At 31.7% G+C, this 12,583-nt stretch carries 13 protein-coding genes; 11 read left to right on the top strand and 2 right to left on the bottom strand.

What is annotated here, in order from left to right; translation table 11 throughout:
* The first annotated feature begins 157 nt into the window (after positions 1-157).
* The 10 genes from SOI86_RS07700 (at position 158) to SOI86_RS07655 (ending at position 9,375) form a co-directional block, all read left to right on the top strand.
* Entirely contained in the window at positions 158-2,914 is a 2,757-nt protein-coding gene (locus SOI86_RS07700; protein ID WP_320681250.1) for an ATP-dependent Clp protease ATP-binding subunit, read from the top strand.
* 59 nt (positions 2,915-2,973) lie between these two features.
* A complete protein-coding gene (gene secE, locus SOI86_RS07695; RefSeq protein ID WP_320681249.1) occupies positions 2,974-3,216 on the top strand; it encodes a preprotein translocase subunit SecE in 243 nt (80 codons plus the stop codon).
* 54 nt (positions 3,217-3,270) lie between these two features.
* Complete coding sequence (gene nusG / locus SOI86_RS07690; protein ID WP_320681248.1) at positions 3,271-3,882, top strand: transcription termination/antitermination protein NusG; 612 nt, start codon at positions 3,271-3,273, stop codon at positions 3,880-3,882.
* A gap of 67 nt (positions 3,883-3,949) precedes the next feature.
* Positions 3,950-4,375 carry a 50S ribosomal protein L11 gene (gene rplK / locus SOI86_RS07685; protein ID WP_320681247.1) on the top strand — a complete coding sequence of 142 codons (426 nt, stop codon included), beginning with the start codon at positions 3,950-3,952 and terminating at the stop codon, positions 4,373-4,375.
* A 66-nt stretch (positions 4,376-4,441) separates the two neighbouring features.
* Positions 4,442-5,149: a 50S ribosomal protein L1 gene (gene rplA, locus SOI86_RS07680; RefSeq protein ID WP_320681246.1), complete on the top strand. Its 708-nt coding sequence runs from the start codon at positions 4,442-4,444 to the stop codon at positions 5,147-5,149.
* Between the two features lie 191 nt (positions 5,150-5,340).
* Positions 5,341-5,868: a 50S ribosomal protein L10 gene (gene rplJ / locus SOI86_RS07675; RefSeq protein ID WP_320681245.1), complete on the top strand. Its 528-nt coding sequence runs from the start codon at positions 5,341-5,343 to the stop codon at positions 5,866-5,868.
* 28 nt (positions 5,869-5,896) lie between these two features.
* Complete coding sequence (gene rplL, locus SOI86_RS07670; RefSeq protein ID WP_002805208.1) at positions 5,897-6,292, top strand: 50S ribosomal protein L7/L12; 396 nt, start codon at positions 5,897-5,899, stop codon at positions 6,290-6,292.
* 47 nt (positions 6,293-6,339) lie between these two features.
* Positions 6,340-7,059 (top strand): ribonuclease H, encoded by a 720-nt coding sequence (locus SOI86_RS07665; RefSeq protein WP_320681244.1) that lies wholly within the window; start codon positions 6,340-6,342, stop codon positions 7,057-7,059.
* Positions 7,060-7,065: 6 nt separating this feature from the next.
* A complete protein-coding gene (locus tag SOI86_RS07660; RefSeq protein ID WP_320681243.1) occupies positions 7,066-8,235 on the top strand; it encodes a quinone-dependent dihydroorotate dehydrogenase in 1,170 nt (389 codons plus the stop codon).
* A 15-nt stretch (positions 8,236-8,250) separates the two neighbouring features.
* Positions 8,251-9,375, top strand: coding sequence for a histidinol-phosphate transaminase (locus SOI86_RS07655; protein WP_320681242.1), 1,125 nt, complete (start codon positions 8,251-8,253; stop codon positions 9,373-9,375).
* On the opposite strand, the gene SOI86_RS07650 is transcribed toward SOI86_RS07655, so the two are convergent.
* Positions 9,354-10,445 carry a UDP-N-acetylglucosamine--N-acetylmuramyl-(pentapeptide) pyrophosphoryl-undecaprenol N-acetylglucosamine transferase gene (locus SOI86_RS07650; protein ID WP_320681241.1) on the bottom strand — a complete coding sequence of 364 codons (1,092 nt, stop codon included), beginning with the start codon at positions 10,443-10,445 and terminating at the stop codon, positions 9,354-9,356. The two genes, SOI86_RS07655 and SOI86_RS07650, sit on opposite strands and share 22 nt — an antisense overlap.
* Before the next feature lie 41 nt (positions 10,446-10,486).
* Here SOI86_RS07650 and SOI86_RS07645 point away from each other — a divergent pair, with 41 nt between their 5' ends.
* On the top strand, positions 10,487-11,212 hold the full coding sequence (locus SOI86_RS07645; protein WP_320681240.1) for a hypothetical protein: 726 nt from the start codon (positions 10,487-10,489) through the stop codon (positions 11,210-11,212).
* A gap of 1 nt (position 11,213) precedes the next feature.
* Here the strand turns inward: SOI86_RS07645 and SOI86_RS07640 are convergent, their stop codons facing one another.
* Positions 11,214-12,422 carry a phosphoglycerate kinase gene (locus SOI86_RS07640; RefSeq protein WP_320681239.1) on the bottom strand — a complete coding sequence of 403 codons (1,209 nt, stop codon included), beginning with the start codon at positions 12,420-12,422 and terminating at the stop codon, positions 11,214-11,216.
* Positions 12,423-12,583: the final 161 nt, after the last annotated feature.

Genomic DNA, 12,583 nt, shown 5'->3' with positions numbered 1-12,583 from the left:
GTTAAATCAAGACTTTTGTTACTTCCAAACTCTAGACAATTGCTTTCATAAAAATATTTCAAATTTCATCTTACAATTTGAAAATTATTAGATGATTATTAATTAGTTTCCTATTTAGAATATTAAATAATGATCAACTATAGTTTTTTATATTTTCATGAGAGAAACTCTTACATCAAGTCCCGAACTTTTTAGCGATATAAGTTGGAATCTTCTTCTATTAGGAGAAGAAACAGCAAAAAAATGGGATCATAGCGAATTTAATATTGAACACATCATTCATACATTGTTTTCATCAAGTGAATTCTTTGCTTTCATTGAAAAATTATCAATAGACCAAGATACAGTCTTAGATATAACAGAAGATTTTTTAGAAGAGACGCCATCAAATGAGTCGGATATTTTTACTATTGGAGAAGATTTAGAAATTTTATTAGATAATGCAAATCAGATTAAAATTCAATGGGGGTCAAGATTAATAGAAATCCCACATTTACTAATAGCTCTTGGAAGAGATTTAAGAATTGGAAATTATGTTTTTCAAGAAGGTAATCTCTCGATTGAAAAATTAGAGGAAGAATTAAAGTTTTTCCCAAATATTAATCAATCGAAAGAGACTGGTGATTATAAGAATGTAATTGAAATCAATAATCAATCTAATTTTGAATCAACCAAAGAGACTTTAGTCAAAGAAGAAAAATCAGAAAAAGCTATTGTTCCATTACCTAAAAGCGAACTTCAAATCGAAAGCAAAAAACAAGTTGAAAAAGATGAAAATGCTATTTCACTTTATGGAAAAGATTTAACAGAATCAGCTAAAAAAGGTTTACTTGATCCTGTTATAGGAAGAGAGAATGAGATCAATAATTTAATGAGGGTGCTCTGCAGAAGGAATAAAAATAATCCCATACTTATCGGTAATCCTGGAGTGGGTAAAACCTCAATTACAAAATTACTTGCACAATTAATTGTAGAAAAAAAAGTTCCTGATTCATTAAAAGACTTTAAAATTATCTCACTCGACTTAGGTGCATTAGTTTCTGGGACAAAATTTAGAGGCCAACTAGAAGAAAGACTAAGCTTAATACTTCAGGAATTAAACAATCCCAGCCAAGGAATGATTTTATTTATTGATGAAATCCACTCAATATTGAGTTCCGACAGATCTACTGCGGATATTAGTAATATCTTAAAACCTTTATTAGCTGAAGGAGAACTAAGATGTATTGGTACAACAACTCCTGAAAAATTTCGTGAAACTATTGAAAAAGACCAAGCATTGAATAATTGCTTTCAAAAGATATCTGTTAATGAACCTTCAGTAGAATTGAGCGCAAAAATACTGCAAGGCATAAAAAAGAAATATGAATTACATCATGGCATTAGGATTTCTGAAGACGCTGTGAATTATTCTGCAAAATTAGCCGACAGATATATCAGCGATAAATGTCTCCCTGATAAAGCAATAGATTTAATTGATGAAGCAGCCGCACAATTAAAAATCGAGTCTAATAACAAGCCTCAAATAATTCTCCAACAAGAAAACAAAATTTATACTATTAATGAAAAACTGAATAATTTGTTAGTTGAAAATATCGAAGAGAAAGAAAAACTATTGAATATGAGGCAACAATCAGAGTCGAAATTGAATTTTCTTTTCGATAATTGGAATAATTTGCGCTTAGAAATGGAACAATTATCTATTTTGTTGAAAGAAGAAGATAAGCTAACCAAAAAAATTAAAGATAAATCAAATCTTGATATTGCAAATAATTTTGATTTTTTAGAAAAGCTTGAGGAAGAATTAAGTGAAATAGAGGATGAAATACAGAAAGTGGAAGGAAACTTTAAAAAAATAAAGAAAAATAGAAATTTCCCATTTAAATATCAAGTTGAACCTGATGATATTGCTGATGTAATCTCAAAAATCACAGGCATTCCAATTTCTAAAGTAGTGTCAAATGAACGTAAGAAATTAGTGAATCTAGAAAAAGAACTAAGTGAAAAAGTTATTGGACAAGAAAAAGCTATAGAAGCTGTTTCCGCTGCAATTAGAAGGGCTCGGGTTGGTATGAAAAGTCCAAAAAGACCTATTGGGTCTTTTTTATTTATGGGTCCCACAGGTGTTGGTAAAACAGAATTAGCAAAATCTCTTGCATCAGCTTTATTTGATGAAGAAGAAGCACTTTTAAGATTAGACATGAGTGAATATATGGAGAAAAACGCAGTAGCAAGACTTTTGGGAGCGCCTCCTGGGTATGTAGGTTATGAAGAGGGAGGACAATTAACTGAAGCTGTAAGACGCAAACCCTACTCAGTAATACTTCTTGATGAGATAGAAAAAGCAAATACAGAAGTTTTTAATATACTTTTACAAGTCTTAGATGAAGGAAGATTAACGGACTCTCAAGGAAGAACAGTTGACTTCAAAAATACCGTAATCATTATGACAAGTAACCTAGCTGGGAAAGTTATACTGGAGTATTCACAAAAGATTTCTAAAAGTGAGGAAAAGTTAGAAAAAGATGAACAAAATCTAGAAAATTCTATTAATAATACATTGTCTTCAATTTTTAGACCAGAATTTTTAAATCGGATTGATGAAGTCGTCAAGTTTGATCCATTATCTATTGCTGAACTTCAAAAAATAATTATTCTACAAACAGAAGATTTAAAAAAACTACTTCTTGAACAGAAAATAAACATAACAATAGACAAAAAAGTTATCAATAAAATTGCAACCGATTCATACGAACCTGAATATGGTGCCAGGCCACTGAGTAGGGAACTCAGAAGACAGATAGAAAATCCCTTAGCTGCAAAACTTTTAGAGGATAACTTTAAAAACAAAAAAAATATAACAATCAAACTTAACCCCTCTAAAAAAGATGAAATTGTTTTCAGACCTAGCTGAGCAGTAAATCGATAAGCTAAAATAGGATCAAAGCATAAAGCTTACTTACAAAAAATCTTGTGACAAGTCCTATTACTAATCAAGAACCTCTTAAAAAAGATTCCCCTCAAATTGAAGAACCAAAAAAAAAGAAAAATTTCTTAAAATCGACCTATGATGAGCTTAAACTTGTCGTATGGCCAAACAAACAACAACTTTTTAGCGAATCGATTGCAGTTATAATTATGGTATCTTTCTCTGCGGCAGCCATAGCATCTGTCAGCAGATTTTATGGATGGGCAGCCTCACAAATTTTTGGTTAAATTAAACCTAAATATCCAATTTAATAAAGATCTTAATTAAGTTTCCAGAAAAAAATGAGTAATGAATTGACTACAAACCTTGCTTCTTCGAAAGCAAATACTAGCATCGCAAGATGGTATGCAGTTCAAGTAGCATCAAGCTGTGAAAAAAAAGTAAAAGCTACTCTTGAGCAAAGATCAGTAACTTTAGGAGTTAATAATCGAATCATTGAAATTGAAATCCCCCAAACTCCAGGAATTAAATTAAAAAAAGATGGAAGTAGACAAACTACTGAAGAAAAAGTTTTTCCAGGTTATGTCCTAGTAAGAATGATTTTGGATGAAGATACAATGATGGCGGTAAAAAGTACTCCAAATGTAATTAACTTCGTTGGTGCTGATGACGGTAGAAATAACGGTAGATCACGAGGTCATATCAAACCAAGACCTTTATCTAGGCAGGAGGTAAATAGAATCTTTAAGCGCGCAGCAGAGAAAAAAGCTGTTATTAAATTAGATGTTGAAGAAAAAGATAGAATTATAGTAACTAGTGGTCCATTCAAGGATTTCCAGGGTGAAGTTATAGAAGTTTCTGGGGAAAGAAATAAATTAAAAGCATTACTTTCAATATTTGGGCGCGAGACTCCTGTAGAATTAGAATTCTCCCAAATCAATAAACAAAATTAATTTTTAATTGTTCTTGTTTATCGAGTAAAATAATGATTTTCTACCTCAGCTTAAATTTTCTAATCTAATGGCAAAAAAAATTGTTGCAGTTATAAAGCTTGCTCTGCAAGCAGGCAAAGCAAATCCTGCTCCTCCTGTTGGGCCAGCTTTAGGACAACATGGTGTAAATATCATGGCATTTTGTAAAGAATACAATGCAAGGACACAAGATAAAGCAGGTTTTGTTATTCCAGTTGAGATTTCTGTTTTTGAAGATAGAAGCTTTACTTTCATTACAAAAACACCCCCTGCTTCTGTCTTAATAACAAAAGCAGCAGGAATAGATAAAGGATCAGGTGAATCTGCAAAAGGTTCCGTTGGGAATATAAGTAAAGCTCAATTAGAAGAAATAGCCAAAACTAAGCTTCCTGATCTAAACTGTTCTAGTGTTGAATCCGCAATGAAAGTAATTGAGGGTACTGCTCGTAATATGGGCGTGTCTATTACTGATTGAGTTCAAAACAAAATTACGCACTATTTAGGGGAGGTTAATTAACAACCGTTTGTACCCAAAATTACTATGAAAAAACTTTCAAAAAGAATGGCGGCTCTATCAATAAAGATAGAAGATCGCATTTATGCTCCACTTGAAGCTCTTAGCATCATCAAGGAAAATGCCAACGCTAAATTTGATGAAACTATCGAAGCGCATATACGCTTAGGTATTGATCCAAAATATACTGATCAACAATTAAGGACCACAGTCGCATTACCACATGGTACTGGCCAAAGTATCAAAATTGCAGTAATCACAAGCGGTGAGAATGTATCAAAAGCCAAATCCGCTGGTGCAGATTTATTTGGTGAAGAAGATCTTGTAGAAAGCATCAACAAAGGGAATATGGAATTTGATCTACTTATTGCGACCCCAGATATGATGCCAAAGGTTGCAAAATTAGGACGAGTTTTAGGACCTAGAGGTTTAATGCCTAATCCAAAAGCTGGTACAGTTACTAATGATATTGCCAATGCAATAAAAGAATTCAAAGCTGGAAAGCTCGAATTTAGAGCAGATAAAGCAGGAATTGTTCATGTCCGCTTTGGTAAAGCAAGTTTTACAAAAGAAGCTCTATTTGATAACTTAAAAACCTTACAAGAATCAATTGATAAAAACAAACCAAGTGGAGCGAAAGGGAAATATTGGAAAAGTTTTTATGTAACTTCAACTATGGGACCTTCAATTCAAGTAGACATCAATGCCGTACAAGATTACCAACCAGAAGGTTAACCCTTTGTAGTATAATTGAAAGTGCAATAATACGGCCAAAGAAAGTAGGTTTATTTAGTAATTCTAAATTTTTAATTCCTACCGAGGTTTCGTCTTAATTATTTCTTTTTGGATCTAATAAAAGCGGCCTCTTTAAAAAGGACTTTGCCGCATTTCCTGCTCTCCCTAAATTACGATCCAAAAAAACAACAATGGGCCGAACACTAGAGAATAAGCAACAAATCGTTACTGAGATTAAATCTCTCTTAAACGACTCGGAAATGGCTGTAGTTCTTGACTATAAAGGTTTAACTATCAAAGAGATGTCAGATTTGCGATCTAGATTGCAAACAACTAACGGCATTTGCAAAGTTACTAAAAATTCATTAATGCGTAAAGCTATTGATGGAGATAATAATTGGAACGATCTTGAATCTTTACTGACCGGAACAAATGCTTTTGTCTTAATTAAAGAAGATGTTGGTGGTGCTGTAAAAGCGATCCAATCTTTTCAAAAAGACACTAAAAAATCCGAGACCAAAGGAGCTTTATTTGAAGGCAGACTTCTTAGCGATTCTGAAATAAAAGAAATTGCAAGTCTTCCATCTAAAGAAGTATTGATGGCAAAAATTGCTGGCGCTCTAAATGGCGTTGCAACAAAAATTGCAATCTCTATCAATGAAGTCCCTTCTGGACTTGCTAGATCACTTAAACAACATTCTGAAAAATCAGAATCTTAAATTCAAAACCTAATTTACTTTTAAGAAAATGTCCGCAAAAACTGAAGAAATTCTTGAATCATTAAAATCTCTCTCACTTTTAGAAGCATCTGAACTTGTAAAACAGATTGAAGAGGCTTTTGGTGTATCTGCTGCAGCTTCTGCAGGTGTAGTAATGGCAGCTCCAGGGGCAGCTGGCGGTGATGGAGATGGCGGCGCCGCTGAAGAAAAAACTGAATTTGATGTAGTTCTCGAAAGCTTTGATGCAGCTGCAAAAATCAAAGTCCTTAAGGTTGTAAGAAATGCAACTGGTCTTGGTCTTGGTGATGCAAAAACACTTGTTGAATCAGCACCAAAAACAGTCAAAGAAGGAATTGCTAAAGCAGACGCTGAATCTTTAAAGAAAGAGATTGAAGAAGCTGGCGGTAAAGTTACACTTAAGTAGAAGTACATTTTTTCAAGCCGATACACTTAGTATCGGCTTCAAAAATTATGAATAGCAATAGTATTGCAATTGAAGCTGCAACTGATGGTGCCTGTAGTGGTAATCCAGGTCCAGGTGGTTGGGGTGGTTTAATAATTTTTGACGATAACAGTGAATTAGAAATAGGTGGTTCCGAGCAAAATACCACCAATAATAGAATGGAACTTACTGCTGCTATAAAAACTCTTGAGAAATTAAAAACCTATAAATTAAAAGATAACTTTAAATTAAGAACTGATAGTAAATATGTCATAGAGGGATATACAAAATGGATTATTAATTGGAAGAGAAATGGATGGAAAACAAGCGCAGGAAAATCAGTTCAAAATCTTGATTTATGGCAAAAAATTGATCAATTAAGAATTAATGGCTTAATAATGGAATATGTTAAGGGTCATAGCGGTGATAAACAAAATGATAGGGTTGATAAAATTGCAACTAATTACAGTAAAGGTATATCTATAATAAATAACTTTAAAGAAGCAGAATCCTCAGTTGACTTTTTTCAAAAAAATGCACCTAGAGAAATTCAGGAATTATTTTCAAGGAATGAATTAATTGAGAAATTTGCAGAAAAAAAGTACTTGTTAAGTTCACTAGAACTAAGTAACCTATTGGGTGAAGAAAACCACTTTAAGATAAAAGAATATTTACTGTTTGAATGGCGTAATTGGAGATTGATTCCTAAATATAAAAAATATTGGATAATAGAAAAAAAAGAATCTTAATTTTTTATGAATGAAAAGAAGGGGGTCTTTAAAAATCTCTATAAAAACTTAATGACTCCTATACTAAAAAAAGACTCTGGAATAGATGCAGAATATTTAACTAATTTATCTCTAGGCCTTCTATCATTCAGTTCAAGAAAATATAATTGGCCTCTAGTTGCATCAATCCTAAAAAATCTAAGTGAAGAATTTTCTGTAGTTGATAAAAGATTAAGTCAGAACATATGTGGAATAAATTTTTGTAATCCAATTGGTTTAGCCGCGGGTTTTGACAAAAATGGTAATGCTGCAAATATATGGAGAGATTTTGGTTTTGGTTTTGCTGAACTTGGTACAGTAACTAAATTTGCTCAAAATGGTAATCCCAAACCAAGGCTTTTTAGATTAGCAGAAGAAGAAGCAGCATTAAATAGGATGGGTTTCAATAACAATGGTGCTGAAAATCTAGTTAAAAACTTTCTTGAACAAGGTATTGAGTTTAAAAAAAAGAGAAAGAATATTTGTTTGGGAATAAATTTCGGCAAATCTAAAATTACAGGTTTATCTCAAGCAAAAGATGATTATTTAACTTCTCTAAAATTATTAATTCCATATTGTGATTACGCAGCAATTAACGTAAGTTCTCCAAATACTGAAGGACTAAGAAAGTTGCAAGATCCAATTCTTTTAAAAGAACTTCTTAAAGAAATTAAAAATTTACCTAATTGTCCACCATTATTTGTAAAAATTGCCCCGGATTTAAGCCTTAAAGATATTGAAGATATTTGTCAATTAATAATTGAGGAAAACATCGATGGAATAATAGCTACTAACACCAGCATTGATAGATTAGGTCTTGAAAATAGAAAGATCAGGCAAACTGGATTATTACTTTCTGAAGAGAATGGAGGATTAAGTGGAAGACCTTTACAAAAAAAAGCAAATCAAATAATAAAACATATTCATAAGATTGATAAAAAAATTATTTTAATTGGCGTTGGTGGAATCGATAGTCCTGAGTCAGCTTGGGAAAGAATTTGTTCTGGTGCATCATTAATTCAACTTTACACAGGATGGATATATAAGGGTCCACAATTAGTCCCAGATATACTTGAAGGCATTATAAAGCAACTCAATAACCATCAATTATCTAATATAAAAGAGGCCATTGGATCAAATTTAAAATGGGTTGAATAAAACTAGAAATGAATAATGAATAAATCAGAACCTAATGATTACTCAACAGAAGCTATGGACATTACAAACTTCAAACATGGCGGAAATGTATATGCAAATGCAAAAAGATTAAATTTATCACCCTCCGAAATAATTGACGCAAGTGCCTCATTAGTACCCTTTAATCCCCCTCAAATACTAATAGATTCATTAATTGCGGAAATTAAGAATCTTGGATTTAAATATTACCCTGACAGAAAATTGAGTGATTTAAAAGAAATAATTGGTAAATTTCATGGGATAAATCCAGAAAATATATTGCCTGGAAATGGAGCTTCTGAGCTAATAACATGGGCAGGTTATGAAGCATCCAAATTTGGAATCAGTTCTATCCCTTCTCCATGCTTTGTTGATTATGAAAGATCCTTAAATTGTTGGAATAGCGATTTCATACATTGCGAATTACCAAAAAACTGGAATAATATTTTTCCTCAATCGTTTCCAATTCATCCTAAAGGTGATGTTATTTGGATAACAAATCCACATAACCCTACCGGTCAATTGTGGGGAAAAAATTCATTAGAGGCAATTATAAATCAATATAAATTAGTTATCTGTGATGAGGCTTTTTTATCAATAACACCTAATGGAGAGAAAGAATCTTTAATACCATTAACCAAAAAATATGATAATTTATTAGTATTGAGAAGCTTGACCAAAATTTTCAATATTCCTGGTCTCAGATTAGGTTACGTTATTGGCTCATCAAAAAAACTTAAGCAATGGAAAATCCATAGAGATCCTTGGCCATTAAATTCCTTTGCTATTAAAGCCGGAATTGATCTACTAAGCAATAAGAAATTCTATGGACAATGGACAAGGAAGATTCACAGCTGGGTAAATATTGAAAAAGAGAGAGTATGTGAAAAACTATCAAGCATAGAAAACCTTAAAGTTCATAATTCTTCAACCAACTTTTTTTTAATAGAAAGTAAAACCTCTTTATCGCCAAATATAAAATACTTAGAAAATAAGGGAATATTACTTAGAGAATGCACTTCATTTAAATTTCTTGACGAAAAGTGGGCAAGAATAAGTTTGCAGAGCAGGAAAAATAATAGTCTTTTATGTAAAGAAATTCACAATTCCTTTAAAAAATAATTAATTAATTTTTTAATCTTAATATTAGATTTGATTTTATTATTATTTTCCATGTTCTTCTTCATGAGATCCAATATTTCATATTGATTTTTTCCGTTTTTAAATTTTATTTTAAAAATTCTTTCTAGAGTTTCTTCAAAAACTTCTTTAGAAATTTTATTTTGATTAATTAAAACTGAGCCGCCAATTTCAGCAAGAATCAGTGCATTTTTCTCCTGGTGATTATTCTTTGAAAAAGGAAATGGAATTAAAATTGAAGGTTTTTCAGTTTCTATTAATTCATTTATTGTTCCTGCCCCAGATCTCGATATTACAAGATCACAGTTTTGAATTAAAGCTGCGATTTCATTAGTAAAATTCTTTTGAACATAATTTTTAGAATTTTTTAAATTAAAGGGATGTTTATTATATTCGCCAATAATATGAACTATTCGGAACTTTTTTTTCATTAAAAATTCCAGAGATTCGTAAAGAATTTGATTTATAGCTTTTGCTCCTTGACTACCTCCCATAACAATCAAAAGAGGGCCTTTTCCTTTTGGAACCCATTCTGGCAAGGGATTAGATTTATAGAATTGCTTTCTTAAAGGAGTACCAGTAAAAATAGTTTTACAATTTCTTAAATAAGAATTTGTTTTCTTAAATCCTAAAAGAACATAGTTACACAAAAACCCAAAATATTTCGTGACCATTCCTGGAATTAAATTTGATTCATGAATAATGACAGGTATCCTAAGAAGCTTTGAAGCAACAATAGTAGGGGCAGATATATAACCTCCAGTCGTAAAAACCAAGTTAATTTTTTTTTCTTTTAAGATCCTAATTATTTGAAAAGTTGACATTAAAATTTCTATATATTGATAAAACAAAAAAATATTTTTTCTTGGTGTCTTTATATTCACAGTCCTCAAATTATATTTTTCGGGAATAAAATTTGCATCAAGTCTTTGGTGAACCCCCAACCAATGAATATTCCATTCATCTTCTACCTCTTTAGAAACTGCTAAAGCTGGAAAAATATGGCCTCCTGTTCCACTTGCTGCAACTAATAAATTATTTTTTTTAGACATAAAAACTGAAATTAGTAGAATAAAAATAATAAATGATAAATATGTTGAATTTAAACTTATTCAAAAATATAGGATTCCCTCTCTACTTATTTATTTATCTCATTATTCCCCATTCAGCAATCACGGAAACTCTAAAAGTTGATTTTATAAGAAATTTAGAAAACTCATTAAATAAGAGAGATTTAGAGTTTATTAGAAAAAATTTTAGAAATAATGAAAACCAAAATATACCAAAACAGTTTTCAAAAATTGTTAATGATTTTCCTGACAGCAAATGGAAGCTCAAAAGATTAAAATCAAATATTCCCAATAAAGAACTTTTAAGAATAAAAGTTTCAGGGGAAAAAATAGTTAATGGAGAAATGCATATACTCGAATCCAATTTCGATTATATTTTTTCAATTTTAAATGGGAAAATTGATGAAAGTAACATTAAAAATTTATTCACAACAATAAGGAATGATGATAAAAAGATAGATATTATTTTTAAAATCCCTGATAAAGTTCTTACTGGTTCAAAATATGATATCGATATTATTCTAGATAAGCCTCTTGAAGAAGTGATTATTGCTGGAGCCATAAAACCTCATCAAATTAATTCATTTTTTGAACAAGAAATATTATTGGAGCCATTACCGTCTGGAGGGATTTTCAAAATGACGAGAGCCCCTTCAAAACCAGGGATACAAATTTGGTCAGGAATCATAGCTCACCCTGAGGGAATGATTACTTTCACAAAGAGTATTGATGTTGTTGATGAGATATAGCCTAAGCGTCGTTTAAAGCCGCTACACCAGGTAAGGTTTTACCTTCTAAAAGTTCCAAACTAGCGCCACCTCCAGTAGATATATGAGACATTTTCTCAGCTAATCCTGCTTTCTCAACTGCTGCAACTGAATCTCCACCACCAATTATTGTACAAACTTCAGAAAAAGCACTTAAGTCTGCAAGGGTCGTAGCTATTGCATTTGTGCCTTCTGCAAATTTATCAAATTCAAAAACACCCATTGGACCATTCCATATTATTGTCTTACATTCTGCGAGAGCATTCTGGAAAACTTTAATGGAATCTGGACCAATATCGAGGCCCATCCAATTCCCACTAATTGAATCAATTTGAGATATTTTACTTTCGGCATCCGGAGAAAATTCATTAGCTAAAACAACATCAGTGGGTAGTAATAATTCAACTCCTTTTGCTTTTGCTTTTTTCTCTAAATCTTTGGCAAGCTCAAGTTTATCTTCTTCTACAAGGCTTTTTCCAACATCTAAACCTCTAGCCTTATAAAAAGTGAAAATCATACCTCCACCTATCATAATTTTGTCACACTTATCTAGTAAAGAATCAAGTACTCCTATTTTGCTACTAACCTTTGAACCTCCAACTATTGCTGCCAATGGACGCTTAGGGGAATCTATTGCTCCTTGTAAGTATTTCAATTCTTTCTCTAAAAGGAATCCAGCTACTGATGGGTTTAAATAATTAGTAACTCCCTGAGTTGAAGCATGAGCTCTGTGTGCGGCACCGAAAGCATCATTTACATACATATCTGCATGTAATGATAATTTTTTTGCAAACTCCAAGTCGTTCTTTTCCTCTTCACCAAAAAAACGAACATTTTCAAGCAAAAGAACCTCTCCATTAGATAAGCTATTTGATTGTGCAACTGCTTCATCACCAACACAACTGTTAGTAAGAGCAATATTTTGTCCCAACAATTCACTTAATCTTGCTGCTACTGGAGTTAATCTCATTTTTTCATTTACCTGACCCTTTGGTCTACCAAAATGCGCAGCTAAGATAACTTTTGCAGAATGATTAATAAGATATTCAATGGTTGGGATCGCTGCACGAATACGCGTATCGTCGGTTATTTGACTATCTTCATTTAATGGAACATTAAAATCTACTCTAACAAGAACTTTTTTTCCTTCTAAATGTGTCTTATCAAGACTGGAAAGAGATAATTTTGACATTAAACAAGCTTAATTTTTAATCTTAAGACCCTAACGTTAATTTGGGCTTATTGGGTTAAAAAGTAGTTACTGATACCTATGACTTAATAAATTTTAAGAATTAACCATTATAAAAATTTTTTAGTTATTAAATTTATACTAAACTTTAGAAGTAAATACTT

Origin of the sequence: Prochlorococcus sp. MIT 1314, from assembly GCF_034093315.1 — a bacterium.
Classification (GTDB): domain Bacteria; phylum Cyanobacteriota; class Cyanobacteriia; order PCC-6307; family Cyanobiaceae; genus Prochlorococcus_A; species Prochlorococcus_A marinus_Y.
This window is presented reverse-complemented; position numbering and strand designations above follow the sequence as displayed.